General features: G+C 73.6%; 25 protein-coding genes and 1 pseudogene. 24 read left to right on the top strand and 2 right to left on the bottom strand.

Features of this window, described 5'->3' with window-relative positions:
* The first annotated feature begins 8 nt into the window (after positions 1–8).
* The 9 genes from LPU61_RS20265 (at position 9) to LPU61_RS20225 (ending at position 10,319) form a co-directional block, all read left to right on the top strand.
* Positions 9–1,232: a sensor histidine kinase gene (locus tag LPU61_RS20265; RefSeq protein ID WP_043960889.1), complete on the top strand. Its 1,224-nt coding sequence runs from the start codon at positions 9–11 to the stop codon at positions 1,230–1,232.
* A complete protein-coding gene (locus tag LPU61_RS20260; RefSeq protein WP_043960890.1) occupies positions 1,229–1,990 on the top strand; it encodes a LytTR family DNA-binding domain-containing protein in 762 nt (253 codons plus the stop codon). The genes LPU61_RS20265 and LPU61_RS20260 overlap by 4 nt, the downstream gene beginning before the upstream one ends.
* Before the next feature lie 140 nt (positions 1,991–2,130).
* A complete protein-coding gene (locus tag LPU61_RS20255) occupies positions 2,131–2,841 on the top strand; it encodes a response regulator transcription factor (RefSeq protein ID WP_043960891.1) in 711 nt (236 codons plus the stop codon).
* Positions 2,838–3,896: a HAMP domain-containing sensor histidine kinase gene (locus LPU61_RS20250; RefSeq protein ID WP_082106111.1), complete on the top strand. Its 1,059-nt coding sequence runs from the start codon at positions 2,838–2,840 to the stop codon at positions 3,894–3,896. The genes LPU61_RS20255 and LPU61_RS20250 overlap by 4 nt, the downstream gene beginning before the upstream one ends.
* A 195-nt stretch (positions 3,897–4,091) precedes the next feature.
* A complete protein-coding gene (locus LPU61_RS20245) occupies positions 4,092–5,528 on the top strand; it encodes a DUF4153 domain-containing protein (RefSeq protein ID WP_229405735.1) in 1,437 nt (478 codons plus the stop codon).
* A 184-nt stretch (positions 5,529–5,712) separates the two neighbouring features.
* Positions 5,713–6,063, top strand: a complete 351-nt coding sequence (locus tag LPU61_RS20240) for a hypothetical protein (RefSeq protein WP_043963597.1) — start codon at positions 5,713–5,715, stop codon at positions 6,061–6,063.
* Between the two features lies 1 nt (position 6,064).
* The gene (locus LPU61_RS20235) at positions 6,065–7,723 is read left to right on the top strand and encodes a cation acetate symporter (protein WP_043960893.1); all 1,659 of its coding nucleotides are present in this window, start codon (positions 6,065–6,067) and stop codon (positions 7,721–7,723) included.
* Between the two features lie 101 nt (positions 7,724–7,824).
* Positions 7,825–8,589 (top strand): ABC transporter ATP-binding protein, encoded by a 765-nt coding sequence (locus LPU61_RS20230; protein ID WP_043960894.1) that lies wholly within the window; start codon positions 7,825–7,827, stop codon positions 8,587–8,589.
* Positions 8,590–8,615: 26 nt separating this feature from the next.
* A complete protein-coding gene (locus LPU61_RS20225; RefSeq protein WP_229405853.1) occupies positions 8,616–10,319 on the top strand; it encodes an ABC transporter permease in 1,704 nt (567 codons plus the stop codon).
* Between the two features lie 7 nt (positions 10,320–10,326).
* Here LPU61_RS20225 and LPU61_RS20220 read toward each other — a convergent pair whose 3' ends face one another.
* Entirely contained in the window at positions 10,327–10,581 is a 255-nt protein-coding gene (locus LPU61_RS20220) for a hypothetical protein (protein WP_229405734.1), read from the bottom strand.
* A gap of 48 nt (positions 10,582–10,629) precedes the next feature.
* Here LPU61_RS20220 and LPU61_RS20215 point away from each other — a divergent pair, with 48 nt between their 5' ends.
* From LPU61_RS20215 to LPU61_RS20155, 13 genes and pseudogenes are all read left to right on the top strand, one after another.
* Positions 10,630–11,124: an SRPBCC family protein gene (locus LPU61_RS20215; RefSeq protein ID WP_229405733.1), complete on the top strand. Its 495-nt coding sequence runs from the start codon at positions 10,630–10,632 to the stop codon at positions 11,122–11,124.
* Between the two features lie 333 nt (positions 11,125–11,457).
* Positions 11,458–12,000 (top strand): annotated as a pseudogene (locus LPU61_RS20210) (flavin reductase family protein); the annotation flags it as partial.
* 161 nt (positions 12,001–12,161) lie between these two features.
* A complete protein-coding gene (locus tag LPU61_RS20205) occupies positions 12,162–12,560 on the top strand; it encodes a DUF485 domain-containing protein (protein ID WP_043960900.1) in 399 nt (132 codons plus the stop codon).
* Entirely contained in the window at positions 12,538–14,211 is a 1,674-nt protein-coding gene (locus LPU61_RS20200) for a cation acetate symporter (RefSeq protein ID WP_043960901.1), read from the top strand. Before LPU61_RS20205 ends, LPU61_RS20200 begins: the two co-directional genes overlap by 23 nt.
* Positions 14,212–14,353: 142 nt before the next feature.
* Positions 14,354–15,331, top strand: a complete 978-nt coding sequence (locus tag LPU61_RS20195; RefSeq protein WP_077935279.1) for an NAD-dependent epimerase/dehydratase family protein — start codon at positions 14,354–14,356, stop codon at positions 15,329–15,331.
* A gap of 77 nt (positions 15,332–15,408) precedes the next feature.
* Entirely contained in the window at positions 15,409–16,638 is a 1,230-nt protein-coding gene (locus tag LPU61_RS20190) for an LCP family protein (RefSeq protein WP_043960903.1), read from the top strand.
* Positions 16,639–16,882: 244 nt separating this feature from the next.
* Complete coding sequence (locus tag LPU61_RS20185) at positions 16,883–18,109, top strand: LCP family protein (protein ID WP_043960904.1); 1,227 nt, start codon at positions 16,883–16,885, stop codon at positions 18,107–18,109.
* Positions 18,110–18,299: 190 nt separating this feature from the next.
* Positions 18,300–19,238 carry an LCP family protein gene (locus LPU61_RS20180; RefSeq protein WP_229405852.1) on the top strand — a complete coding sequence of 313 codons (939 nt, stop codon included), beginning with the start codon at positions 18,300–18,302 and terminating at the stop codon, positions 19,236–19,238.
* A 148-nt stretch (positions 19,239–19,386) separates the two neighbouring features.
* A complete protein-coding gene (locus tag LPU61_RS20175) occupies positions 19,387–19,722 on the top strand; it encodes a rhodanese-like domain-containing protein (protein WP_043963601.1) in 336 nt (111 codons plus the stop codon).
* An 18-nt stretch (positions 19,723–19,740) separates the two neighbouring features.
* On the top strand, positions 19,741–20,532 hold the full coding sequence (locus tag LPU61_RS20170) for a glycerophosphodiester phosphodiesterase family protein (RefSeq protein ID WP_229405732.1): 792 nt from the start codon (positions 19,741–19,743) through the stop codon (positions 20,530–20,532).
* A gap of 175 nt (positions 20,533–20,707) precedes the next feature.
* Entirely contained in the window at positions 20,708–22,162 is a 1,455-nt protein-coding gene (locus tag LPU61_RS20165) for a PAS domain-containing sensor histidine kinase (protein WP_229405731.1), read from the top strand.
* A 112-nt stretch (positions 22,163–22,274) separates the two neighbouring features.
* Positions 22,275–22,691 carry an ATP-binding protein gene (locus LPU61_RS20160; protein WP_229405851.1) on the top strand — a complete coding sequence of 139 codons (417 nt, stop codon included), beginning with the start codon at positions 22,275–22,277 and terminating at the stop codon, positions 22,689–22,691.
* A 72-nt stretch (positions 22,692–22,763) separates the two neighbouring features.
* Positions 22,764–23,654, top strand: coding sequence for a DUF5926 family protein (locus tag LPU61_RS20155; RefSeq protein WP_043960908.1), 891 nt, complete (start codon positions 22,764–22,766; stop codon positions 23,652–23,654).
* Between the two features lie 55 nt (positions 23,655–23,709).
* Here LPU61_RS20155 and LPU61_RS20150 read toward each other — a convergent pair whose 3' ends face one another.
* Positions 23,710–24,906 (bottom strand): arginine deiminase, encoded by a 1,197-nt coding sequence (locus LPU61_RS20150; RefSeq protein ID WP_043960909.1) that lies wholly within the window; start codon positions 24,904–24,906, stop codon positions 23,710–23,712.
* A 164-nt stretch (positions 24,907–25,070) separates the two neighbouring features.
* Between LPU61_RS20150 and LPU61_RS20145 the strand changes: the two genes are divergently transcribed.
* Positions 25,071–25,811, top strand: coding sequence for a hypothetical protein (locus LPU61_RS20145; protein WP_043960910.1), 741 nt, complete (start codon positions 25,071–25,073; stop codon positions 25,809–25,811).
* A gap of 177 nt (positions 25,812–25,988) precedes the next feature.
* Complete coding sequence (locus LPU61_RS20140) at positions 25,989–26,447, top strand: hypothetical protein (RefSeq protein ID WP_043960911.1); 459 nt, start codon at positions 25,989–25,991, stop codon at positions 26,445–26,447.
* Positions 26,448–26,459: the final 12 nt, after the last annotated feature.

The following is a 26,459-nucleotide window of genomic DNA, read 5'->3' as shown; positions in this document are numbered from 1 at the left end:
ATCGCGGGGTGGCTGGCAACCTCTCCGCCGTGCTCGGCGTCGTCTCCCTGGTCACCGCGCTGGGCGCCGCCCTGTACGCGGTGGTCCGGCTGCGCGCCCGCCGGGGCATCGCCACCGCCACCCAGCGGGCCACGTACGAGGTGCTGCACACCGCCGGGCTGGCCGCCGAGCCGCTGCGTACGGGCCTGAGCGCGGCGGGCGCGGCGAAGGCCGTACGCCATCTGCGGGCCCTCGTCGGCGCGGCCGGGCTGGCCCTGACGGACCGGGACGCGCTGCTCGCCCTCGACGGGCGCGGCACGCACCACGCCGACCAGCTCGTCGCGGCGGCCCGGCGGGCGGCCTCCGGCGGGCGGTCGACGGTGCTGGGGGAGGCGGAGCTGCACTGCGACCGGGTCGACTGCCCGGTGCGGGGAGCGGTGGTCGCGCCGCTGCGCGCCGACGGCCGGGTGGTCGGCGCGCTGATCGCCGTCGCCGACGGCCCGCCCGCCCCGGGGCTGGTGCAGGCCACCCTGGAGACGGCGCACTGGGCCGGCAACCAGCTCGCCCTGGCCGAGCTGGACGCCTCCCGGGAGCGGCTGGCCCGCGCCGAGGTACGCGCGCTGCGCGCCCAGATCAGCCCGCACTTCATCTACAACGCGCTGACCGCCATCGGCTCCTTCGTGCGCACCGACCCGGAACGGGCCCGGGAGCTGATCCTGGAGTTCGCCGAGTTCACCCGCTACTCCTTCCGGGCGCACGGCGAGTTCACCACCCTCGCGGAGGAGCTGCGCTCGATCGACCGCTATCTGACCATCGAGCGGGCCCGGTTCGGTGACCGGCTGCAGGTGCGGCTGCAGATCGCCCCGGAGGTGCTGCCGGTGACCCTGCCGTTCCTCTGCCTCCAGCCGTTGGTGGAGAACGCCGTCCGGCACGGGTTGTCCCGCAAGCCCGGCCCCGGCATGGTGAGCATCGAGGCCCGCGACGCGGGTGCCGAGTGCCACATCACGGTGGAGGACGACGGAGTGGGCATGGACCCGACGACACTGACCGCCGGCATCGCCGAGCTGGCCGGGGCCGGCAGCGACCCCACCGACGACCCGGGCCAGCACGTCGGCCTGTCGAACGTCGACGAGCGGCTCCGCTCGGCCTTCGGGGACCGGTTCGGCCTGGTCGTCGAGACGGGCCTCGGTTCGGGCACGAAGGTGAGCATGCGGGTGCCGAAGTTCCACCCCGGTGTGCGGGTCGCCTCGTGACCAGCCCCGGCTTCCTGCGGGTGCTCGCCGTCGACGACGAGCCGCCGGCGCTGGACGAGCTGGCGTACCACCTGCGGGCCGACCCCCGGGTGGCCCGGCTGCACACGGCGGGCGACGCCACCGAAGCGCTGCGGGTGCTCCGCGACGCCGACGTGGACGTGGTGTTCCTCGACATCCGGATGCCCGGCCTCGACGGGATGGAGCTGGCCCGGGTGCTGCGCCGGTTCGCCCGCCCCCCGGCGATCGTCTTCGTCACCGCGTACGACGACGGGGCGGTGGACGCGTTCGACCTGGGCGCGACGGACTACGTGCGCAAGCCGGTGCGGGCGGAGCGGCTGGCCGAGTCGCTGCGCCGGGTCATCGGCTCCCGGGTGGTCGCCACGCACCCGGCGGCGCTGGCCCGCGCCGAGGAGGACCCGACGATCCCGATCGAGCTGGCCGGGACGACGCGGATGCTGCCCCGTTCGGCGGTGCGCTGGGTGGAGGCGCAGGGCGACTACGCCCGGCTGCACACCGCCGACGGCTCGCACCTGGTGCGGGTGTCGCTGGCCACCCTCGCCGAGCGCTGGGCCGACGCCGGGTTCGTCCGCATCCACCGGTCGTACCTGGTGCAGCTCAAGCTCATCGCCGAGCTGCGGCTGGTCAACTCCGGGTACGTCGTGGTGATCGACTCGACGGAGCTGCCGGTGAGCCGCCGGCACACCCGGGAGCTGAAGGACAAGCTGGTCCGCGCCGCCAAGCAGGACTGGAACCGCTGACGCAGTCTGGTCGGCCAGGTTGTCCACAGCGCTCGTCCACGGGTTATCCACCGGGTTATCCACAGGTGTGGAGAGTTCTCCACAGGTTGTTCACAACGCTCCCCACCGATCTCCACAGCCGCTGCCTACAGTCAGCTGCCATGAGGGAACGCAGGATCCTGGTGGTCGAGGACGAGCGGACGATCGCCGAGTCGGTCGCCGCCCGGCTGCGGGCCGAGGGATTCACGGTGGAGACCGCCGGGGACGGCCCCACGGCGGTCGCCCGGTTCCGGGCGTGGCAGCCCGACCTCGTCGTACTCGACGTGATGCTGCCCGGCTTCGACGGCCTGGAGGTGTGCCGGCGGATCCAGGCCGGGCCGCCCGACGCCACGGCGGCGGTCCGCGCCCACCGGCCGGTTCCGGTCCTCATGCTCACCGCCCGCGACGACGAGACCGACCTGCTGGTCGGGTTGGCCGTCGGCGCGGACGACTACCTCACCAAGCCGTTCTCGCTGCGCGAGCTGGCCGCCCGGGTGCACGTGCTGCTGCGCCGGGTCGAGCGGGCGGCGGCTGTTGCGCCCGCCGCGCTCACGGTCGGCGACGTGGAGATCAACCAGGCTGAGCGTCGGGTGTCGCGGGCCGGCGTCGAGGTGCACCTGACGCCCACCGAGTTCGACCTGCTGGTGCACCTGGCCGGCCGACCGCGCACGGTGCTGCCCCGGGAGCGGCTGCTCGCCGACGTCTGGGGCTGGGCCGAGGGCTCCGGCACCCGCACCGTGGACAGCCACGTCAAGGCCCTACGGCGCAAGCTCGGCGCGGACCTGATCCGCACCGTGCACGGCGTCGGGTACGCGCTGGAGGTCCAGCCGTGACCGACCGCCTGGTGACCTGGCTCAACAAGGTGCTGCCCCGCCCGCTCGACCCGGTCCGCTCGATCAAGGTGAAGCTCGGCCTGCTGCTGGTCGCGTCGGGTGCCGCCGGAATGGGCTACTTCTGGTGGGCCATCGGCTGGCTGCCGCCGATGACCTCGCTGACCGCGATCGGCCTGGCCCTGCTCACGTCGCAGGTGCTGGCGCACGGGATGACCTCCCCGCTGCGCGAGATGACCGCGGCGGCGGGGGCGATGGCCCGGGGCGACTACTCCCGGCGGGTGCGCGCCACCTCGCGCGACGAGGTGGGCGAGCTGGCCCACGCGTTCAACAAGATGGCCGCCGACCTCGCCGCCGCCGATCAGCGTCGGCGGGAGCTGATCGCGAACGTCTCGCACGAGCTGCGTACCCCGATCACCGCGCTGCGGGCGGTGCTGGAGAACCTGGTCGACGGGGTCGCGCCCACCGAGCCGGCCGCGCTGCGGACCGCGCTGGCCCAGACGGAGCGGCTCGGCCACCTCGTCGCGGACCTGCTGGACCTGTCCCGGTTGGACGCCGGGGTGGTGCCGCTGCGCCGGGTGCGGATCGACCTGGTCGACTTCCTCGGCGAGGCGGTGGAGCACGCGGCGGCGACGTCCGCCGGGGTCGGGCGCGACGTCCGGTTCCGGCTCCACCCGCCGACGGCCCCGCTGACCGGGTACGCCGACCCGGGGCGGCTCCACCAGGTCTTCGCAAACCTCCTGGACAACGCCGCCCGGCACAGCCCGCCCGGCGGGACGGTGCTGGTCAGCGCGGCGGAACGCGACGGCCGGCTGCACTTCGAGGTGGCCGACGAGGGCGACGGCATCCCGGTCGAGGAGCGGTCCCGGGTGTTCGAGCGGTTCACCCGGGGCGACCGGTCACCCGGCGGCGGCACCGGCCTGGGGCTGGCCATCGCGCGCTGGGTGGTGGAGCTGCACGGCGGCACGATCGCCGTCCTCGATCCGCACCCGGAGTCGCCCGGCGCACCCCCGGGCTGCCGCATCCGGGTCACCCTCCCGGCCACCGCCCCGCTCTGACCCGGTCGCTTCCTCTCTTCTCCCTTCCCGGCCCGACTTGTCCCTTCCCGGCCCGACCGAGGAGTCACCATGCCTGTTGCACCCCAACCCGCCGGGAGATCTTGGTACGAAACGGCCCCCATGAGGGCGCATTCGTACCAAGATCTGAAGGCGTCGCGGGCGACAGACGGTGCTCGCCCTGTCGTACTCGGCGCGGTGGCCGGTGCCGCCGTCGTCGCGGCGACGGTCGTCCCGCTCGACCGCCCCGGCCTCGGTTGGCCGCTCGCCACGCTCGTCGCCACGGCCGCCCTGGTGACGGCGGCCCGCGCCACGCCCGCCCCGGCCGGCGGGGTCGCAGCGGGGGTGGCCCGTCCCGACGCCACGGGGGCGCCGGGGCGGGCCGCCCGGCTGGTCTGGGCCGCCGCGACGATCGCCCTCGTCTCGGTCGGGTACGTCCGGGCCGCCGGCTGGCTCTTCGCGCTCTGCCTGCTCGCCGCCGTGGTCACCGGAGCGCTCGCCGTGGTGGGCGCCCGGACGCCGCTCGGCATGCTGGCCGCCGTCGCGCTGACCCCGGCCGCCCCGTTCCGGGCGCTGCCCTGGGCGGTACGGGGTGCACGCCGCATCGGCCCGGCCGCCTCGACGCTGCGGCGCGCGCTCGCCACCGGCGCCGCCTCGGTGGGACTGCTGCTCGTCTTCGGCCTGCTGCTCGCCTCCGCCGACGCGGTCTTCGCGGACCTGCTCACCGGCGCGCTGCCCGAGGTCGGCGTCGGCGGGGCGGTCGGTTGGCTGTTCCGCGTCGCCCTGGTCGGTGGCGGGCTGCTCGGCGCGGCGTACCTGGTGGTCGCGCCGGCCGACCTGGACAGGCTGCGGGCCGCCCCGGCCCGGTCCGTGCGCCGGCTGGAGTGGGCCGTGCCGCTGGCCCTGCTCGACGCGCTGTTCGCCGCGTTCGTGCTGGTGCAGCTCGCCGTGCTGTTCGGCGGCTCCGCGCACGTGCTGCGCACCGCCGGCCTCAGCTACGCCCAGTACGCCCGCGGCGGGTTCTGGCAGCTGCTCGCGGTCTCCGCGCTGACCCTGCTGGTGATCGCCGGAGCGGCCCGCTGGGCGCCCCGCGCCACCCGCGCCGACCGGGTCCTCGTCCGGGTCCTGCTCGGCACGCTCACCGCGCTCAGCCTGGTCGTCGTCGCCTCGGCGCTGTATCGGATGCAGGTCTACGCCGACGCGTACGGGGCGACCCGGCTGCGCCTGGTGGTGGCCGCCGTCGAGCTGTGGCTCGGGGCCCTGTTCGTGCTGGTCGGGGTGGCCGTGCTGCTGCTGCGGGCGGGCCGGCTGCCCGTGCTGGTGGTGGGCACGGCGGTGCTCGCCCTGCTCGGGCTGGCCGCGGTGAACCCGGACCGGCTGATCGCCGAACGCAACGTCGACCGGCACCGGCAGACCGGCCGGATCGACGTGTCGTACCTGTCGGGGCTGTCGGCCGACGCGGTGCCGGCGCTGGCCCGGCTGCCCGAGCCGCTGCGCTCCTGCGCGCTGCGGGACCTCGCCGGCACGTTGCCGGCCGACGGTGCCTGGACGGCCAACCTGGGTCGGGCGACCGCCCGCGACCTGCTCGCGGCGGGACCGATCGGCGCGCCGGCCGTCGACTGCGGGAACCGGTGAGCCGGGGCGATACGCCCAGCGGCCACACCGGTCTTGACATTCCCACCGATCGGGCCAGACTGCCGGGGTGGCCGCACCCGACGACCCCGCACCGGCACCCCGGGCACCGGCCCGGGACGAGACGCCGGGCGGCACCCCGGGCCAGGCGACAGGCGCAGCGCCGACCGCGCCCGGCCGGACCCGGATCGTGCTGGCCGAGGTGTCCCGCCGCGAACCCGACGCCGACCGGGCCCGCGCCGAGCTGGCCCAGCAGACCCGGGTCGGCGAGGCGCTGGTCCGGGGCCTGGTGCGGGCCCAGCTCGCCCTGGCGCTGCGGCTGAGCCTGGTGGTGCTGATCGGCCTGGGCGGCCTGCCCTGGCTGTTCGCCATCGCGCCTTCCGTGGGGCGGGTCACCGTGTTCGGGATCAACCTGCCCTGGCTGCTGCTGGGGCTGGTTTCCTTCCCGTTCCTCATCGCCGTCGGCTGGGCGTACGTGTGGCTCGCCGAGCGCAACGAGCAGGACTTCACCGACCTGGTCCAGCGGCCGGAGCGCTGAGATGGGCAACGGGTACGTCGTCCCCGCGATCGTCGCGGTCACCCTGGTCACGGTCGGGATCGGCTTCTACGGGCTGCGGCTGGCCCGGACCACCTCCGACTTCCTGGTCGCCTCCCGCTCGGTCAGCCCGACCTGGAACGCCGCCGCGATCGGCGGGGAGTACCTGTCGGCGGCGAGCTTCCTGGGCGTGGCTGGGCTGATCCTCAAGTACGGCGTGGACGTGCTCTGGTACCCCGTCGGCTTCGCCGCCGGCTACCTGGCCCTGCTGCTGTTCGTGGCCGCGCCGTTGCGCCGCTCCGGGGCGTTCACCCTGCCGGACTTCTGCGAGGTGCGGCTCGGGTCGCGGCGGCTGCGTACGCTCGCCACCGCGTTCGTGATCTTCATCGGCTGGCTGTACCTCGTGCCGCAGCTCCAGGGGGCCGGGCTGACCCTCGCCACGCTGACCGGGGCGGCGTACCCGGTCGGTGCGCTCGTGGTGGCGGTGGTGGTCACCGCGAACGTGGCGCTGGGCGGGATGCGGGCCATCACCTTCGTCCAGGCGTTCCAGTACTGGCTGAAGCTGACCGCGCTCGCCGTACCCGCGATCTTCCTGGTGTTGCAGTGGCAGGCCGACGCCCGCCCGGCGGTGACCCCGCCCGACGGGCCGACGTTCCGGACCGCGACCACCGTCGTGGTCGAGCACCGCGCGACCCTCACCCTCCCCGACGGCGACATCCGCGAGGTACGCCCCGGCGACCGGCTCGACTTCGCCGCCGGCGACCCGGTGCCGCAGGTCTCCGGCACGGCCACCGACGCCGCGGACTGGCTGCTGCCCAGCGCCGCCGGGGACGACGACCGGGGGCTGTTCGCCACGTACTCGCTGATCCTGGCCACGTTCCTGGGCACCATGGGGCTGCCGCACGTGCTGGTGCGGTTCTACACCAACCCCGACGGGGCGGCGGCCCGGCGCACCACGCTGGTGGTGCTGGCCCTGGTCGGCGTGTTCTACCTGCTGCCCACCCTCTACGGGGTGCTGGGCCGCATCTACACCCCGCAGTTGCTGGTGACCGGGCAGACCGACGCGGTGGTGGTGCTGCTGCCCGGCGCGGCGCTCGGCGACGGCCTGACCGGCCGGCTGCTCGCCGCGCTCGTCGCCGCCGGGGCGTTCGCCGCGTTCCTGTCGACGTCGTCCGGGCTGCTCACCAGCGTCGCCGGGGTGATCTCCACGGACGTGCTGGGGCGCGGCTCGGTGCGCGGCTTCCGGCTGGCCACGGTCATCGCGGGCGGGGTGCCGGCGGCACTCGCGCTGAACGTGTCGGGGCTGGACGTCTCCCAGGTGGTCGGGCTGGCCTTCGCCGTCGCCGCGTCGAGCTTCTGCCCGCTGCTGGTGCTCGGCATCTGGTGGCGGGGGCTGACCGACGTGGGGGCCGCCGCCGGGGTGCTGGCCGGCGGCGGGGCGGCGATCGGGGCGGTGCTGGTCACGGTGCTCGGCCCGCCGCTGTCCGGCTGGCCGGCCACGCTCACCGCGCAGCCGGCGGCGTGGACGGTGCCGCTCGCGTTCACGGTGATGATCGCGGTGTCGGTGGCGTCCCGGCGGCGGCTGCCGGCCGACGTGGCCGGCACCATGCTGCGCCTGCACTCCCCCGAGGCGCTCCGCGCCGAAGGAAGGGCCCCTTCTTGACGCATCCGGTAGGGAGGGGTTCCCTTCTCACCCTCGGGGAGGAGGCGCAGGTCGTCCCTGGGCGGGAGCGGTCGCTGGCCAGCGCCGGATACGGTCGGTACATGACTGATGAGCACCCCGCGCTCGTGCTGCGTGGCCTCGCCAAGCGGTTCGACGGCAAGGTGGCGGTGGCCGGCGTCGACCTCGACGTGCCGGCCGGTTCGTTCTACGGGCTGCTCGGCCCGAACGGGGCCGGCAAGACCACCACCCTGTCCATGGCGGTCGGGCTGCTGCGCCCTGACGCGGGGGGCGCCTGGGTGCTCGGGCACGACGTGTGGACCGACCCGGTCGGGGCGAAGCAGCTCCTCGGCGTGATGCCCGACGGCGTACGGCTGTTCGACCGGCTCAGCGGGGCGGAGCTGCTGGCGTACCACGGTCTGTTGCGCGGCATGGACCCGACGGTGGTCGACCAGCGCGCGGCGGAGCTGCTCGACGTGCTCGCCCTCGGCGACGCCGGCCGGACGCTGGTCGTGGACTACTCGGCGGGCATGAAGAAGAAGATCGGCCTGGCCTGCGCGCTGCTGCACGGGCCCCGGCTGCTGGTGCTCGACGAGCCCTTCGAGGCGGTCGACCCGGTGTCGGCGGCCCTGATCCGGGACATCCTGCACCGGTACGTCGTCGGCGGCGGGACGGTCATCTTCTCCAGCCACGTCATGGAGGTCGTCGAGCGGCTCTGCTCGCACGTCGCGATCCTCGCCGAGGGGACGATCAAGCGGGTCGGCACGCTCGACGAGGTGCGCGGCGACCGCTCGCTGGAGGACGTGTTCGTCGAGGTGGTCGGCGGGCGCACAGCGACGGGCGAGGAGCTGGCGTGGCTGTCCCGGTGACCAGCGCGGGCCAGCGGGGCGCGACCATGGCGGTGACCGGGCCGGGCGGCCAGCCGGCCGAGCGGGTCCGCCCCGTCTCGGCCCGGCACTTCGTCCGGCTGAAGCTGCGGGTGATGGGCAACAACTTCCGGGGCCAGGGCTGGCGCATCGCCATGTTCGTGGGCGGGATGATCGCCGGGCTCTGGTTCGCCGCCACCGGTTTCTTCCTGCTGGCCGCCCCCGGGCTGGCCGACGAGCCGACGTACGCGCTGATGGCCGCCGCGTTCGGCGGCGGCCTGCTGGTGCTCGGCTGGCTGCTGCTGCCGCTGGTCTTCTTCGGGGTGGACGAGACGCTCGACCCGGCCCGGTTCGCCCTGCTGCCGCTGTCCCGGCGCACCCTGGTCACCGGGCTGTTCGCCGCCGCGCTGGTCAGCGTGCCGGCGGTGGCGGCGCTGATCGCGACCGGCGGGCTGGTGCTCACCTCGGGCCTGCTCGGCGGCGCGGCGGCGGCGCTCGTCGCGGCCGTCGGGGTGGTCGCCGGGCTGCTGCTCTGCGTCGCGGCCAGCCGGGCGATGACCAGCGCGTTCGCGACCATGTTGCGCTCCCGTCGGGTACGCGACCTGGCGGCCGTGCTGCTGGCGGTGCTCGCCGCGCTGCTCGGCCCGTTGCAGATCGCGGTGCTGGCCGCCGTGCAGCAGGCCGACTGGGACCGGCTGACCGGGGTGGCCCGGGTGGTCGGCTGGACCCCGTTCGGCGCGCCGTGGACGGTCGGCATCGACGTGGCCGAGGGGCGGGCCTGGGCCGTGCCGGTGAAGCTGCTGATCACCGCGCTCACGATCGGCGCGCTGCTGTGGTGGTGGTCCCGGTCGCTGGAGTCGGCCATGGTCGGGGCGGCCAGCCACGGCCGGATCAGGGCGCGCGGCGGCGCGGCGGGGGCCGTTTCCGGCGCGGTCGGGCAGCTCTTTCCGAAGGCGGTCGGCTGGGCGCGGCGGGACCGGTTCGGCGCGCTGGTGGCCCGGGAGTGCCGCTACTGGTGGCGGGACGCCCGGCGGCGGGCCAACCTGATCACGATCGCCGTGGTCGGCATCTTCGTGCCGGTGATGGTCAACTTCGGCGGGGCGAGCTTCTCCACCGGGGAGGGCATGGAGTTCGCCGCCCCCGACTCGTCCCCGGTGCTGGTCAGCATCTCGATGGTCTTCGTCGGCCTGCTCGCCTCGGTGACCCTGGCCAACCAGTTCGGCTTCGACGGCAGCGCGTACGCGGCGAACGTGGTCGCCGGGGTCCCCGGCCCGCTGGAGCTGCGGGCCCGGATGGCCGCCTTCTCGGTGTACGTCCTGCCGATGCTCGCCGTCGTCACGGTGGTCCTGGGGGCGCTGCTGGGTCGGCCGGCGTGGCTGGGCGTGATGGCGGGCAGCCTCCTCGCCACGTACGGTGCGGGGCTGGCGATCAGCGCCTTCGTCTCGGTGCTGGGGGCGTACTCGCTGCCGGAGACGAGCAACCCGTTCGCGATGAACAGCGGGGCCGGGGTCGCGAAGAGCTTCCTCACTCTGCTGTCGATGCTGGGCACGGCGGTGGCGAGCGTGCCGATGGTGGTCGCCGCGGCGCTGCTCGGCGACGCCTGGCTCTGGCTGGCCCCGCCCCTGGGGCTGGCGTACGGGCTGGGCGCAGCGCTGCTCGGCGCGTACCTGGCCGGTGACGTGCTGGACCGGCGGGCCCCCGAGCTGCTGACGGCCGTGACCCCGCGCCGCTGAACGCGGTTCAGCGGCGGCGCAGGAACGCGTAGAACAGGCCGCTGTTGCTGGAGGAGCTGACGTTGACCAGTTCCCACCCGTAGGGGGTGAGGTATTCGACGGCCTCCAGGAGCTGGGTGACGCCGCTGCTGCTGAGTCGCGGGCGGGCGGCGATGGCGAGGTGCCGGTGGGGATAGCCCCGGAAGTCCACCTCGTTGCGGAGCACGGCGTCGGCGGCCACGACGCGGGTCTGGGCGAGCTGCTGCGGCGTCACGGGACTCATGCCCGGCACGATAGGAGCCCCCCGCACGCACGCCGGCACAATGGGGCGATGCCTGTCGTCGAGTCGGTGATCACCGTGCCGGTGCCGCCCGAACTGGCCTTCGCGGTGTCGCAGACCGTCGCGCCGACCCGGTACCGCTGGGACCCGTTCGTCCGCGAGCAGCACTTCACCGACGGGGCGACGCGCCCGGGCAAGGGCGTGCGCACCTTCACCCGTTCCCGGCACGGCCTGACGATGGTCAGCGAGTACGTCTCCTTCGCGCCGCCGAGCCACGTCGGGATGAAGATGGTCCGGGGCCCGTGGTTCTTCGAGATGTTCGCGGGCGGGTGGCGGTTCGCCCCCGGCCCGGAGCCCGGCACGTCGGTCGCCACCTGGCGGTACCACTTCCGCTGCCGGCCGGCGTTCCTGCGCCCCGTCGCGCACCGGGTCGGGAGCTGGCTGCTCGGCCGGGACATCCGCCGCCGGATCGCCGGGTACGCCGCCGGCTGCACCGACCCGGAGGTGCTGGCCGCCGCCCGCCACGCCCTGCGCTCCGACGAGTGACCGCGCGGCCCCGCGCCGCGCCGCCGGGTCACCGTGTCTCGTTGCTCTCCGTGGTCACCCGCTCCCGACCCTCCACGCCCTCACCTCCCCTTTGCTCTGCACCCATCCGCGCAGCACCCTCCTGAGCTGCGAGGGTGCGGGGCCGACGGAGCCGAGGCATGCGGCCATCGGTTGCGCTCGGTGAGCGATGCGTATCCGGGTGCAGAGCAAAGGGGGCGCACGGGGGTTGCGGTGCCGGAGAGGGCGGAAGGGCTGCGACCGTCGCGGTGCGGCGGCGGGCGGGCCTGAGCGCGGGCCCGGCGGAAGGGTCCGACCGGCGGCCGGCGGGGGCCGGGTGGGGTCACAATGTTTCACGTGAATCCAGAGCCGGGTGCCGAGATCCACCACGTCGACCCGTTCGCCGTACCAGCGGGACAGCGCTCCCCGGCCCGGCGGCTGCGGGGTCGGCTCGCCGCGCCGGTCACGCTGTGGACCGCGCCGGGCCCCGCCGGCCTGACGGTGTCCTCCACGCTGGTCGCCGAGGGGGAGCCGGACCGGCTGCTGGGCCTGATCGACGCGGAGTCGGACCTGTGGGCGGCGGTCGAGGCGGCGGGGCGGTTCGCCGTCGCGCCGCTGGGTCCGCCGCACCGGCAGCTCGCCGACCGGTTCGCCGGGCTGTTCCCGTCGCCGGGCGGCCTCTTCGCCACCGGCGCCTGGACCGAGACCGAATACGGCCCGGTCCCCGCCGACGCCGCCGGCTGGGCCGGGTGCCGACTCGACACCGCCCGCGAGTACGGCTGGGCGCTGCTCGTCGAGGCCACCATCGAGTGCATCGACCTGACGCGGGAGGGCGACCCGCTGCTGCACTACCGGGGTCGTTACCACGAGCTGACCTGACCAGCCACCACCGGTCACCGGAGTGACCTGGGTCACTCGGCGCAGGCAGGCGACCGCTCGGCGCAGGTGGAGACCCTCGTCGATCCACGTCTTCCCGGGCGGGGCGCGCGGTTCCTACCGTGCGCGAAACCCCCTACGCCTGTGAAGGTGGTGATCCACAGATGTCCACGGACACACCCCCGCCGGACGCACCGGCCGAGCCGGAGACGGCGGGCCCGGCCGCGTCCACGGCGGACCGGTACCTCGCCGTACAGCGTTCGGACGAGTTCGCCGGGTTACGTCGCGCTCTGCGCGGCTTCATCTTCCCGATGACCGTCGCGTTCTTCCTCTGGTACGCGCTCTACGTGATCCTCTCCGCGTACGCGCGGGACTTCATGGGCACGAGACTGTTCGGCAGCAACATCAACGTCGCCCTGATCTTCGGCCTGCTCCAGTTCGTCTCGACGTTCCTGATCGCCTGGCTCTACTCCCGGTTCGCCGACCGGAAGATCGACCCGATCGCCGACCGCATCCGCGCCGAGATGGGGGAGGTGACCCATGAACACGGTCCTCGCGGCTGAGGCGGGCAGCGGCACCGCCCGCAACCTGACCATCACGCTGTTCCTGGTGTTCGTGGCGGTGACCCTGGCCATCACCATCTGGGCCAGCCGGCAGACCAAGACCGCCACCGACTTCTACGCGGGCGGCCGGTCCTTCTCCGGCTTCCAGAACGGCATGGCGATCGGCGGCGACTACATGTCGGCCGCGTCGTTCCTCGGCATCGCCGGCATCATCGCCCTCTACGGCTACGACGGCTTCCTCTACTCGATCGGCTTCCTGGTCGCCTGGCTGGTGGCGCTGCTGCTCGTCGCCGAACTGCTGCGCAACTCGGGCCGGTACACGATGGCGGACGTGCTGGCGTTCCGGATGCGCCAGCGGCCGGTCCGCACGGCGGCGGCGGTCTCCACCATCACCGTGTCGATCTTCTATCTGCTGGCCCAGATGGTCGGCGCGGGCGCGCTGGTGGCACTGCTGCTGGGCATCAAGCCGGGCACCACGTTCCTCGGCATGGACGCCGACACCGCGAAGGTCGCCACGATCATCATGGTCGGCGCCCTGATGATCATCTACGTCACCGTGGGCGGCATGAAGGGCACCACGTACGTCCAGATCGTCAAGGCGTTCCTGCTGATGACCGGCGCGCTGGTGATGACCCTGCTGGTGCTGGCGAAGTACAAGTTCAACCTGTCGTCGCTGCTCGGCGACGCCGCCGCCTCCTCGGGCAAGGGCAGCGCCTTCCTCGAACCCGGCCTGCGGTACGGCGTCGAGGTGGCCGGGAACGCGACGCAGACCTTCTACAACAAGGTCGACCTGCTCTCGCTCGGCATCGCGCTGGTGCTCGGCACGGCGGGCCTGCCGCACATCCTGATCCGCTTCTACACCGTGCCGACCGCCAAGGCGGCCCGCAAGAGCGTGCTCTGGGCGATCGGCATCATCGGCTCGTTCTACCTGCTCACCCTGGCGCTCGGCTTCGGCGCGGCGGCCCTGGTGGGCGGCCCGGCGATCACCGCCCAGGACAAGGCCGGCAACACGGCCGCGCCGCAGCTCGCCGAGAAGCTGGGCATCGACTTCCTCGGCGGCGACCTCGGCGGCGCGACCATGCTGGCGATCATCGCGGCGGTGGCCTTCGCCACCATCCTGGCGGTGGTCGCCGGGCTCACCCTCGCCTCGTCGTCCAGCCTGGCGCACGACTTCTACGCCAACGTCATCAAGAACGGGCAGGCGTCGGAACGCCAGGAGGTCCGGGTGGCCCGGGTCTCGGCGCTGGTCATCGGCGCGGTCTCGATCGCCCTGTCGATCTACGCGCAGAGCCTGAACGTGGCCTTCCTGGTGGCGCTCGCGTTCGCGGTGGCCGCCTCCGGAAACCTGCCGGCGATCCTCTACAGCCTGTTCTGGAAGCGGTTCAACACCTCCGGCGCGGTCTGGGCGATCTACGGCGGACTGCTCGCCGCCGTGCTGCTGGTGTTCTTCTCGCCGGTGGTCTCCGGGGCGCCGACGTCGATGTTCCCGGACCACGACTGGCACTGGTTCCCGCTGTCCAACCCGGGCATCCTCTCCATCCCGTTCGGATTCCTGTGCGGGTGGATCGGCACGATGATCTCCAAGGAGAGCGACGAGGAGAAGTACGCCGAACTGGAGGTGCGTTCCCTCACCGGCGCCGGCGCGCACTGAGGCCGGTACGCACCGGCCCGGGTGCGTGCCGATCCCGCTCGGCCCCGCACCGGCCGAGCTGGTTAAGAAGGGCCCCCTGTACAACGTTTCGCGTTAACAGGGGGCCCTTCCTTCCATCTCGTGCCTGTATAGGCTGGTCGGCATGAAGGTTGCCCCGCGCTTCGGTCCCGGTCACCGCGTCCTCGTCACCGGCGGCGCCGGCTTCGTGCCGTCGCACCTGGTCGACACACTCGTCGCCCGCGGCTGCACGGTGGTGGCGCTGGACAATTTCGTCACCGGTTCCAAGGACAACGTGGCCCACCTGCACGACAAGCCGAACTTCACGCTGGTCGAGGCGGACATCTCCGACGGGCTGCCGACCCACCACCCGGCGCTGGCCGAGCGGTTCGACGCGATCATGCACATGGCCTCCCCGGCCAGCCCCACCGACTTCGCCACCCTGCCGGTGGAGATCCTCCGGGTCGGGTCGGTGGCGACCCTGCACCTGCTGGACCGCGCGGTCGCCGACGGCGCCCGGTTCCTGATGGCCTCCACCTCCGAGGCGTACGGGGACCCGAAGGAGCACCCGCAGCGCGAGACGTACTGGGGCAACGTCAACCCGATCGGCGTGCGCAGCGTCTACGACGAGGCGAAGCGGTTCTCGGAGGCGGCCACGATGGCCTACCACCGGTACCGGGGGCTGGACGCCGCGATCGTGCGGATCTTCAACACGTACGGCCCACGGATGCGGCCGGACGACGGCCGGGCGATCCCGACGTTCATCTCGCAGGCGCTGCGCGGCGAGCCGATCACCGTGCACGGCACCGGCAACCAGACCCGGTCGATCTGCTACGTCGAGGACCTGGTGCGCGGCATCCTGCTGCTGCTCGACTCGACGGAGACCGGCCCGGTCAACTGCGGCACCGAGCACGAGCTGACCATGCGGCAACTGGCCGAGTTGATCGTGTCACTCTCCGGCAGCACTTCCGAGGTGACGTACGTCACCCGGGCGGCCGACGACCCGGAGATGCGCCGCCCCGACCTGACCCTCGCCCGTGAACTGCTCGGATACGAGCCGGCGGTGGCGCCCGAAGACGGCCTCCGACGCACGATCGAGCACTTCCGCGAGCGGCTAGGGTAGCCGGTCGGCGCGCCGCGGCCCGCCGGCCGACCTGCGATTGAGGGCGACACTCGACGGGGCTACGTACCCTCGGGTACATGTCAGCGACCGCTTCCGCCGGCGTTCCGTTCCCCCACCTGCGTCGCAGCGCGGGGCGTGCCCCGGTGCCCGGCCCCGGCCAGGGCGGCTCGGGGCGCGCCCGCGTGCCCGGGGCCCAGTGGTATCCCACCCACGACGACCGGCCCCGGGGCGGCGGCTTCGGCGGGTCGGACGGCCCCGGCGGGCCCGGGGGACCGGGCGCTCCCCGGCGGGCCGGTGGAGGCGGGCCGCGCCCGAGGTGGGGCCGGATCGGCCTGGTGGCCGGCGTGGCGGTGCTCGTCCTCGCGCTACTCGGCGGGGCCGGGGCGTGGTTCTACACCCGCAACCTCAACCAGGACCTGGCCCGCACCGACCCGTTCTCGGAGCTGACCGGCGGCCGACCGCCGAAGGCGGTGGACGGTGCGCTGAACATCCTGCTGGTCGGCAGCGACTCGCGGGACCCGGACGCCCCGGTGGACCAGCAGAGCCAGTGGCGGGCCGACACGATCATCGTCATGCACATCCCGGCCGACCACAAGTCCGCCTACCTGGTCTCCATCCCCCGCGACCTGTACGTGCCGATCCCGGAGAACGCCCAGGCGGACTGCGCCTCGGGGCAGCGGGCGAAGATCAACGCCGCGTTCGCGTTCGGCGGCCTGCCGCTGGCCGTCAAGACGGTGGAGTGCTTCACCGACGTCCGCATCGACAACGTGATGGCGATCGACTTCGCCGGGTTCAAGCAGGTCACCGACGCGCTCGGCGGGGTGGACCTGAAGGTGGAGCGGTCGATCACCTCGATCCACAAGCCGTTCCGCAAGTTCACCAAGGGCACCATGCACATGAACGGCGCGGAGGCGCTGGACTGGATCCGGCAGCGCAAGCAGTTCCCCGACGGCGACTTCGCGCGGATGCGCCACCAGCAGGAGTTCCTCAAGGCCCTGATGGACAAGGCGGCCAGCACGGGCACGCTGACCAACCCGAAGAAGCTCAACGCGTTCCTCCAGTCGGTGACGGACGCGGTGACCGTGGACCAGGGCTTCTCGCTGGTCGACATGGCGCTGCAGTTCCGCAGCCTGCGCGGGGAGAACCTGATCTTCGTCACCAGCCCGAACTCGGGAAGCGACACGATCAACGGCGAGTCGGTGGTGGTCTCGGACCGGGAGAAGGCGCTGGCCATGTACCAGGCGATGACGGCGGACAAGATGGCCGAGTGGGTGAAGGCCAACCCGCCGGAGGGCAGCTCGGGGTGACGAGTTTCCGGTAACGGAGACGGATTCGGGTGGTCGTTACTTCGACACACATCAGCGCCGGTCGGCGGCCGGACCCCGTTCCACCGGGGGCCTTACCGCCGACCGGCTGATTTCTGTTGACCGAACGGGTGAATTCCGCAGGCAACTACCAAGATAACTGCGAATAGCCGGGGGACGAACTCGCCTTGACGGGAAGCGGTACGTACAGTGGTCCCGCCCCCCGATCACGCGAGCTGGAGCACGCATGCCGGTTCATACCAGCCGTCGCCCTCCGTCGCAGGAGCCCGTCGGCGCGGTCGCACGGGTTCCGTCGGCCATCCCGTCGCAACCCCGCAGCGGCGGCCGACCCCCCGCCGACGTCCCCGCCCGTAAGCGCAAGAAGCGCCGCAAGGACCCGCTGTGGGCCCGCCTCACCGTCGTCTTCGGCGCGATCCTCATGATGACCAGCGGGATCGCCATCGTCGGCAGCAAGGCGTTCATCAGCCAGGCCACCGGCAACATCGCGCAGCGCAACCTGCTCGGCGACGCCGGCAAGTCCGACGCCGAGGGCGGGGCGAGCCTGGACGGCCCGATCGACATGCTGCTGCTGGGCGTGGACGCCCGCGAGCGCTGGGCCGCCGACGACGTCCGGGCCGACACCATCATCGTGCTGCACATCCCCGCCTCGCACGACCAGGCGTACCTGATCTCCATTCCGCGCGACACCGAGGCGCAGATCCCGGCGTTCAAGAAGAGCGGCTACGGCGGCGGCACCGACAAGATCAATGCAGCGTTCCAGGCGGGCGCCCGCAACGGCGGCGGCTGGGAGGGCGGCGCGCAGCTGATGGCCCAGACGATCAAGAAGATGACGGGGATCAGCTTCGACGGCGCGGCCATCATCAACTTCGGCGGCTTCAAGGGCGTCATCGACGCCCTCGGCACCGTGCGGATCTGCGTGAGCCACGAGGTGAAGTCGCACCACATGTCGTACGTCGACGGCAAGCCGATGTGGAACGCCGACGCGAAGAAGACCGGCAAGCCGATGACCCCGGTTGTGCACAAGAAGGGCTGCCGGGACATGAAGGGCTGGGCCGCCCTCGACTACGCCCGGCAGCGCTACGGCCTGCCGAACAGCGACTACGACCGCCAGCAGAACCAGCAGCAGCTGATCAAGGCGATGGCGAAGAAGGCGACCGAGAACGGCACGCTGACCAACCCGGTGAAGCTCAACGGGCTGATCAAGGCGGCCGGCAAGGCGTTCGTCCTGGACACCGGCGGCGTGCCGATCATCGACTTCATCTATACGATGCGCGGGGTCACCGGCAACGACCTGACCACGCTGCGGACCAACGGCGGCACGTTCCACGCGAACGCCAGCGGGACGAAGGAGTCGCTGAGCCCGCAGACCATGGAGATGTTCCAGGCGATCAAGAACGACAAGCTCGCCGAGTTCGTCTACGCCAACCCGAGCGTGCTGTCGACCCGCAAGTAGCACCCTGATCAGGGGAAACCCTCCGCCGGACCCGACGCCCCCCGTAGCCTGACGTGAGAACCATTCACGTGCGGCGACGGGGGGCGTCACGGCCAGGTCGGGGGAAACCGGACGGGGACGGCGGGGACCGGCCCGTCGAGGCGTACCCCGCTGGAGCCGAATCCTGCTCGGGGCCGGCCTCGCCCTGGCGCTGCTGGCCGCCGGCGCGGTGGTCGGGCTCCGGGCCCTCGGCCACCGGTACGAGCGCACGGTGACCCGGGAGGACCTGCTCGACGCGGATGCCCGGCGCGACCGGACGGACCTCGACGGGGCGCTCAACTACCTTCTCGTCGGCTCGGACCGGCGGCCCGGCGCGGCCGGCGACGACCAGCGCTCCGACACCATCCTGGTCGTGCACGTGCCGGCCGACACGAAGAGCGCCTATCTGGTCTCGTTCCCCCGCGACCTGTTGGTCAGCATCCCGCCCGGGGGAAACGGCTACGGGGGCGGCAGCGACAAGCTCAACGCGGCGTACGAGCACGGTGGCGGCGGCGAGGCCGGCGTCCAACTCCTCTCGGCCACCCTCACCCGGCTCACCGGGCTGCGCTTCGACGGGGCCGCCCTGATCGACTTCGCCGGGCTGCGGCAGGTGATCGACCTCCTCGGCGGCGTACGCATGTGCGTCGACACCGAGGTCCGCTCGATCCACACGGGGACCCTGTTCAGCCCCGGCTGCCAGCAGATGGACGGCGCGCGGGCGCTGGACTACGTCCGCCAGCGCTACGACCTGCCCGGCGGCGACTACGACCGGCAGCGCCACCAGCAGCAGCTCCTGCGGGCGATGCTGGACCGGGCCGGCGAGACGAACCTGCGTCGCGACCCGGTGCGGCTCGACCGGCTCATCCGGGCGGTCGGCGCGTCGCTGACCGTCGACACCAACGGGGTGCCCCTGGAGGACCTGCTGCTCACCCTCCGGGACCTCCCCCCGGACGCGCTGACGGGCGTCCAGGTGCCGTCCCACCCGCAGACCATCGACGGCATCTCGTACGTCGTGCTCGACGGCGGGGGCGGCGCCCTCTTCGACGCGGTCCGGGGCGCCCGGATGCCCGGCTGGGTCCAGGCCAACCCGCGCTGGGTGACCCATCTCTGAGCCGCCTCCACCCTCGCCTTCCCACCCGCCGCCGAGCCGCCCCCACCTTCACCTCCCCACCCGCCGCTGACCTGCGGATTCGTCCCGACCCGCCCGGATTCGCACGCCCCCGACCGGGCGGCCGGGCGAGGCTCTAGGCTTGGTGACCGTGTTCGGACCCCAGGTTCCCACCGTGCCCGTGACCGAGATCGCCGACGACACCTACCTGCTCGACGTCCGCGAGGACGACGAGTGGGCCGCCGGGCACGCCCCCGGCGCCCACCACCTGCCGATGATGGAGCTGCCCGCCCGGATGGCCGAGGTGCCCACCGACCGCGACGTGGCGGTCATCTGCCGCTCCGGCGGGCGCTCGGCGCAGGTGGTGGCCTACCTGCGGAACAACGGCTGGGACCAGGTGCGCAACGCCGACGGCGGAATGCGCCAGTGGGCGGCCGTCGGCCGACCCGTGGTGGCCGGGGACGGCGGGCCGGGCCAGGTCATCTGAGAGCGACGGGCGACGGGCATGGGTGACCCCCTGGTCTTCGCGCACCGCGGCTCCTCGGCGGACCTGCCGGAGCACACGCTCGCCGCGTACCTGCGGGCCCTCGACGAGGGCGTCGACGGGCTGGAGTGCGACGTCCGGCTGACCCGCGACGGGCACCTGGTCTGCGTCCACGACCGGCGGCTGGACCGCACCAGCAACGGCACCGGCCTGGTCAGCGTCCGCACGCTGGCGGAGCTGGAGGCGCTGGACTTCGGCTCCTGGCACCCGGGCTGCGTGCCGCCCGACGGCGACGAGTTGCCCGACGAGTCGCACACGCGGCTGCTCACCCTCGAACGGCTGCTCGACGCGGTGCTGGCCGCCGGCCGCCCGGTGCGGCTGCTGATCGAGACGAAGCACCCCTCGCGGTACGGCGGGCACGTGGAGCGCCGGCTGGTGGCCCTGCTGCGCCGCTACGGCCTGGCCGAGCCGGACCCGGACGCCCTGGTCCAGGTCACCGTGATGTCCTTCTCGCCGCTGGCCGTGCGCCGCGTCCGCGACCTCGCCCCCGGGCTGCCCACGGTGCTCCTGCTGGAGGTGCTGCCGCGCTGGCTGCGGCTCGGCCGGCTGCCGTTCGGCACCCGCATCGCCGGGCCGGGGGTCGAGCTGGTCCGGGCCCGGCCGCGCCTGGTTCCCGCGCTGCGGGCCGCCGGCCACCAGGTGTACGTCTGGACCGTCAACGAGCCCGCCGAACTGGACCTGCTGCTCGACGTCGGGGTGGACGGCATCATCACCGACCGGCCGGCGCACGCGCTGGCCCGGCTGGGCCGGTGAACGGGTCGGGCGGCATCGTCCGCCGCCGAGGTCGCCTCCGCACCGGACGGGGCCGGTGAACCGGCGGGGCGGCGTCGTCCGCTGGCTGGTCAGGCCGGGTTCGCCGGGCGGCGCGGGTGCCGGGGCCGCCCGCGCGGGGGTGTCGGGGAGCGGGTCGGCGCGGCACACTCGGGACATGCCGGAGCGTACCGACCTCGCCGCCCTGATAACCGGCCATGGCAGGGTTATCGAGATGATCAACTCTGGTGAAGCCGGTCTGCCCGTCCTCGCCCGGCTGCTCCAAGTGGTCCAGCCGGCGATCGGGGCGGCCAGCACCGCCTTCGTGGAGTTCGCGCCCACCGGCGGCCGGGTGATCGCCGCGACCGGGGGTGCCGAGTGGGCCGTCGGCCGGCCCGTGTCGCCCACCGACCCGGCCACCGTCTGCCTGCTCTCCGGCCCGCGGGTCCGTGACATCCGGGTGGACCGCATCCCCGGCCCGATCGGCGCCGAGCTGGTCGACCGGGGGCTGCGTCGGATGGTGGCCGCCCGCGCCGAGATCGGCGGGCTGACCGTCGGCAGCCTGCACGCGTTCTACCCGGACGACGACGACTCGACGGCCGCCGGGCAGCACGAGGTGGTGGCGTACATCGCCTCCTGCATCGCCCACATGTACAGCGACCAGAGCGGGCTGCCGGTGCACGGCGACGGCCCGGTGGTCGCGGCGCTGGCCGACGGGCTCGCCGTGGTCGACCGGGACGGGCGCGTCCGGCTCTGGAACCCGGCCGCCGCCCAGGTGACCGGCCGGTCGGTCGCGGAGTCGCTCAACCGCGCCCTGCCGTTCCCCCTCCCCCCGTCCGGGCAGGTCCTCGACCACCGGCTGCCCGACGGCCGCTGGATCAAGATCACCTCGGGCGAGCTGCCGGGCCCCGGGGCGCTGCGCGTGGTCACCTTCCGGGACATCACCGACCAGCAGCTCCGCGACCAGGACCGGGACCTCTTCGTCGCGGTGACCAGCCACGAGCTGCGCACGCCGGTCACCGTCATCAAGGGGTACGCCGACACCCTCACCGAGCACTGGGACTCCCTGACCGAGACCGACCGGCGGCAGGCCGCCCGGGTCATCGGGCAGCGGGCCAACGAACTGGCCCGGCTGGTCGACCGGCTGCTCACCTCGGCCACCGAGGGCCGGCCCGGCGAGCCGTCCGTCCCGTTCGACCTGGGCGAGGCGCTCCGGGCCGCCGTCGCCGACCTGCCCACCGACCTGCGCCGCCGGGTCGTCCTGCACGTGCCCGAGGGCCTGCCGAAGGCGCTCGGCAGCCGGCAGTCGCTGACGACGGTGCTGACCGAGCTGGGGACCAACGCCGGCAAGTACTCGGCGCCCGACACCCCGATCGAGATCACCGCCGGAGGCAACGAGCGGACCGTGTCGTTGCGGGTCAGCGACCGGGGCATCGGCATCCGGCCGGAGCACGTCGAGCGGGCGTTCGACCGGTTCTGGCAGGGCGAGTCCGGCGACCGCCGGGGATATCCGGGGGCGGGTCTCGGCCTCTATCTCGTCCGCCGGATCGTTGAACAGCAGAACGGCTGGGTGTCCCTCCGGCCGAGGGAAGGTGGCGGTACGGTCGCAGAGGTCCGGCTGCCACGCGGGTGAGCCCGGCCGGCGGGGCCGGGGCCACGGTTGCGAGGCAGGTCTCCGCGGCCGGGGTGTGGTGGGGCGAGAGGAAGCGACGGTGGCGGGAGAGCCGGTCGAGAGGTCGTGGTGCGTGGTGGTGCCGCACCACCCGACCGGTGCGCGCCTGGCCCGGCACCGGCTCGCCGACGAGCTGGCCGACGTCGTGCCGTCGATGCTCCTGGCCGACCTGGTGGCGGTCCTGGCCGAGCTGGTCGGCAACGCCGTCCGGCACGCCGAGGCGCTCCCCGGCGGGGTGGTCCGGGTGGCCTGGCGGCTGCGCCGGACCCCCGACGGGCAGTTCGTCCAGCTCCGGGTCACCGACGGCGGGGCCGCCGCCGGGCCGCTGGTCCGGGTCACCAGCCCCGATGCGGTCGACGGCCGGGGCCTGCACATCGTCGCCGGCCTGGCCAGCCGGTGGGGCGTCGACCGGGACGGCCTCGGGCAGTGCGTGTGGGCCGAGTTCGACCCCGCCGCCACGCCCCGCACCGATCTCGTCGCCGCCGGCTGAGCCACGCCGGGCCGTCCGTGCGGGGCGGGTCCTCCCCACCCCGGCGGGCCGTGGGCTCTAGGCTGTCTCGCCGTGAGCAAGCGTAGAAGGATCCAGCGGGCCGCCGACGTCAGCGCCACCGGGAAGCGGGAGAAGGTGCGGGACGTCTTCGTGCCCCGACCGTTCGAGGGGCTGGCCGACGAGCCGGAGTGGATCGCCCTGCGTGAGCTGGTCCCCGCCGCGTCCGCGCCGCTGCGGCTCGTCCCCGAGCTGGTCGAGGAGCACGGCGACCGCCCGGTCACCCTGGCCACCGTGCTGCCGATGGCCGCCCCGGCGATGACCAAGGCGGACGGTCGGGTCTTCGTCGGGCTCCAGCGCCACCAGCAGTCCGGCGACGTCTCCCGGGACCTGGCCGAGGCGCTGCTCTGCGCGCTGCGCACCGAGCCGGGCCGGACGGTCACCGTGCCGCCGCTGCCCGGCCCCGGCCCCCGCCTCCAGGACATCCTGGTCGACGGGCCGCTGGAGATCAGCATGCACGAGGGCTTCGAGTTCTGGCTCGACCCGGGGGCGGCCGACGACCCGACCGTCCAGGCGTCGCTGGAGCGGGCCAACGCGGCCATCTACCCGACCGTGCGGCTGGCGGCGGCGCGGGCGGCGTACTGGTGTCAGGTGCCGGAGAAGGCGCACGTCCGCTGGGTGCTCCCCGACGACGAGGACGCCGCGCTGGACGCCCTGGCGCGGCTGAGCGCCGCCGGCACGCTGCCGCTCGCCGGGGGCACGAAGTTCGCCGGCATGTTCCGCGCGCACGGACGCCTCGTGCCGGTCTGGGACCTGCCCGAGGACGTCCCGGCGGCCGACTGGGAGGAGCCGGTGCGGGAGTTCGCCGAGCGCTACGCCGAGGCCCTCGCCGAGAAGGAGCCGCTGGACGCGGCGGGCCGCCGCGCCCGGCACGGCCTGCTCGGCCGGCAGCTCACCCTGCGCTGAGCCGCGCGTCAGGAAGGGCCCCTGTGCGACGTCTCGCGTCGACAGGGGCCCTTCCTTACTCCCGGACCAGGGGGCAGGACATGCATCTCGGGCCGCCCCGGCCGGAGCCCAGCTCGGAGCCGGCGATCGGGATCACCTCGATGCCGGCCCGTTCCAGCTGGGCGTTGGTGCCGGTGTTGCGCTCGTAACCGACGCAGAGCCGGGGGGCGATGGCGAGGGTGTTGTTGCCGTCGTCCCACTGCTCCCGCTCGGCGGTGACCGGGTCGAGGCCGGTGTCGATCACCCGGAGCTGGTCGAGGTCCATCGCGTCGGCGGCGGCCCGCAGGAACGGCGCGGGGCCGTCCACCTGCGGCTCGCCGTCGGGGCCGGCGACCACCGTGTACGCGACGAGGCTGCTCGCCACGTTCGCGTACATCAGCACGGCGTCGACGTCGACCATCGTGCAGATGGTGTCCAGGTGCATGGTGGCGCGTTCCTGGGCGATCGGCACCACCAGGATGGTGTGCGCCAGCCCGGCGGCGAAGACCTGCCGGGCGAGCCGCTCCGCGCCGGCCGGGGTGGTGCGCTCGCCGACCCCGACCGCGAGCACGCCCGGGGCCAGCAGCAGCACGTCGCCGCCTTCCAGGTGCTCCAGCCTCGGGTGGTAGACGAACTCGGTGCCGACGAAGCGCGGGTGGTGCCGGTAGATCGCGTCGGTGATGCTCGTCTCTCTTCGGCGGGCTGGCATGGCCAGGCTGGTGACCCCGACCCGGTCGCCGATCCACAGTGACGAGTCGCGGGTGAACAGCAGGTTGGGCAGGGGATCGATGACGAAGTCGTGCCGGTCCATCAGGGAGTAGACGAGCCCGCCGGGCCGTTCCCGGCTGATCCGCAGCTCCTCGTGGGCGAGCCCGGCGATGAGCACGTCGGCGAGGGCGGCGGGGTCGAGGTAGGCGAGGTGGTCGGCCACCCGGCGGCGCAGGGTGTCGCCGAGCCGGGGCGAGCTGAGCACCTGCTCGGTCAGCTCGGTGCGGGCCTCGGCGACGGCGAGGGTCTCGGCGAGGAGGGTGGCGAGGTAGAGCACCTCCACCCCGCGGGCGCGCAGCTCGGCGGCGAACGCGTCGTGCTCCTCCTGTGCCCGTCCGACCCATGGGATAGCGTCGAACAGCAACGAGTCGTTGTTCCGGGGGGTGAGTCGGGCCAGTTCGGGGCCCGGTCGGTGCAGCAGCACGGTGCCGAGGCGGCCGACTTCACTGTCCACGTAGTGGGTCACCCGGCCAAGGGTAGGGCAGGGTTTGGCGGCATCCGGTAAAACGTCTGTGGATGAATATGGCATTCATCCGCACTCACTCCGGCGCTCCGACTTGCCGGGTACCCGGTATGTCAACGTAGGGTAGTGAGGACATAACTTCGAGGGACCTTTTGCCGGAGGTCGCGATGACTGTCTTTCCCGCACGTCGAGCCGCACCCACCGCACGGGCACTGCCGCCCGTCTCGGTGCCACACCCCAGGGCGGATGCCCCCGGGGTGCTCGACCCGACCCGTCCGAGCCCCCTGGAGTGGGCCCGGCGGCGGCGCGCCGAGCGGGGGGCCCGCCGGTTGGAAGCGGCCGGGGCCCGCGCCCTGGGCCGGCTCGACCATCTGGGGCCGGGGTGGCACGTCGTCGAGTGGCCTCGCACGGACACCACGGATCTCCTCCTCGACCCCGCGCAGGACGACCGGGCCGGGTTCCTCGCCATCGGGCCGGGCGGCCTGTTCGCGGTGACCATCGCCGACCACGGTCGCGCCCGGGTGCTCGTAGCCGGTGACGTGGTGCAGATCAACGGCAAGCGCCCGCCGTACGTGGCCGAGGCCCGCCGGGACGCCAAGCGGGCGAGCAAGGTGCTCTCCCAGGCGGTGGGACTGCCCATTCCCGTGACGCCGGTGCTGACCTTCGTCGGTTCCGGCGTCATCAGCGTGTACGGCCTGCCGAAGGACTGCCTCATGGCCACCCACCGCGAGCTGGACCGCCTGCTCGTGGCCGGGGGCAACCGGATCACCCCGGCCACGGCCGAGAAACTCGCCCGCGTGGCGCAGCACCCGGGGACCTGGATGAACGGCACGTACCGTCCAGCAGGCGACTACCGGTGGTACGACGGCGGCCGAACGGCGGCTGACAAGCCGGCCAACCGCCGGTAACGTCTCCCGCGACGCCACGCGGTCCGGCCCGCACCCGGAGCAACCACCGGCCGCGCCGGCGCCGGACGCCCGGGTGAGGGCAACCGATCCCCGGCGTCCCGGCGGCCCCAGCGCGGTCGGCGGCACCCACAACGACCGGTTAGCGTGGACAGACCGTCGGTGTACATAGGAGGCGCGGTGGCCCACGTCGAACTCTCGCTCTCGGAAGTGTTCGCGCCCACCGCCCGGACACCGCTGGAGCAGAAGTCCGACAACTTCGGGCAGTGGTCCGCCACCGTGACCCGGGCCGACGAGCCCTGCCTCCTGATCGACGCCGACACCCGGGTCGTCGCGGTGTCGGCGTCCGGTTGCGAGTTGCTCTGCCTGGGCTGTCCCGACGACGTGATCGGCCTGCCCCTGCTCGACGGCTGCCTGCGGCTGCTCGACTTCACCGCCCACCGGGGCGAGCTGACCGAGCAGGAGACCGACAAGATCCCGCCGCTGCTCGCCCTGCACTCCGGGCGTCTCGCCCGGGGGCTGCTGCGGGTGCAGGCCGCGGCGGCGGGCCGGACGGACCCGACGGTCGACGCCATCTCGACGCCGGTGCTCACCGACGGACGGGTCGCCGGGTCGCTGACCTTCTTCTCCGAGGTCTGACCCGGCTCCGCT

The organism is Micromonospora sp. NBRC 110038 (assembly GCF_020884815.1).
GTDB lineage: Bacteria > Actinomycetota > Actinomycetes > Mycobacteriales > Micromonosporaceae > Micromonospora > Micromonospora haikouensis.
This window is presented reverse-complemented; position numbering and strand designations above follow the sequence as displayed.

What these genes read in the sequence shown, in the direction of transcription:
- LPU61_RS20255 (WP_043960891.1), top strand. Translation starts at nt 2,131, where the DNA reads ATGAGGGAACGCAGGATCCTGGTGGTCGAGGACGAGCGGACGATCGCC.
- LPU61_RS20235 (WP_043960893.1), top strand. Translation starts at nt 6,065, where the DNA reads ATGGGCAACGGGTACGTCGTCCCCGCGATCGTCGCGGTCACCCTGGTC.
- LPU61_RS20230 (WP_043960894.1), top strand. Translation starts at nt 7,825, where the DNA reads ATGACTGATGAGCACCCCGCGCTCGTGCTGCGTGGCCTCGCCAAGCGG.
- LPU61_RS20225 (WP_229405853.1), top strand. Translation starts at nt 8,616, where the DNA reads ATGGCGGTGACCGGGCCGGGCGGCCAGCCGGCCGAGCGGGTCCGCCCC.
- LPU61_RS20220 (WP_229405734.1), bottom strand. Translation starts at nt 10,581, where the DNA reads ATGAGTCCCGTGACGCCGCAGCAGCTCGCCCAGACCCGCGTCGTGGCC.
- LPU61_RS20215 (WP_229405733.1), top strand. Translation starts at nt 10,630, where the DNA reads ATGCCTGTCGTCGAGTCGGTGATCACCGTGCCGGTGCCGCCCGAACTG.
- LPU61_RS20205 (WP_043960900.1), top strand. Translation starts at nt 12,162, where the DNA reads ATGTCCACGGACACACCCCCGCCGGACGCACCGGCCGAGCCGGAGACG.
- LPU61_RS20200 (WP_043960901.1), top strand. Translation starts at nt 12,538, where the DNA reads ATGAACACGGTCCTCGCGGCTGAGGCGGGCAGCGGCACCGCCCGCAAC.
- LPU61_RS20195 (WP_077935279.1), top strand. Translation starts at nt 14,354, where the DNA reads ATGAAGGTTGCCCCGCGCTTCGGTCCCGGTCACCGCGTCCTCGTCACC.
- LPU61_RS20190 (WP_043960903.1), top strand. Translation starts at nt 15,409, where the DNA reads ATGTCAGCGACCGCTTCCGCCGGCGTTCCGTTCCCCCACCTGCGTCGC.
- LPU61_RS20185 (WP_043960904.1), top strand. Translation starts at nt 16,883, where the DNA reads ATGCCGGTTCATACCAGCCGTCGCCCTCCGTCGCAGGAGCCCGTCGGC.
- LPU61_RS20170 (WP_229405732.1), top strand. Translation starts at nt 19,741, where the DNA reads ATGGGTGACCCCCTGGTCTTCGCGCACCGCGGCTCCTCGGCGGACCTG.
- LPU61_RS20165 (WP_229405731.1), top strand. Translation starts at nt 20,708, where the DNA reads ATGCCGGAGCGTACCGACCTCGCCGCCCTGATAACCGGCCATGGCAGG.
- LPU61_RS20145 (WP_043960910.1), top strand. Translation starts at nt 25,071, where the DNA reads ATGACTGTCTTTCCCGCACGTCGAGCCGCACCCACCGCACGGGCACTG.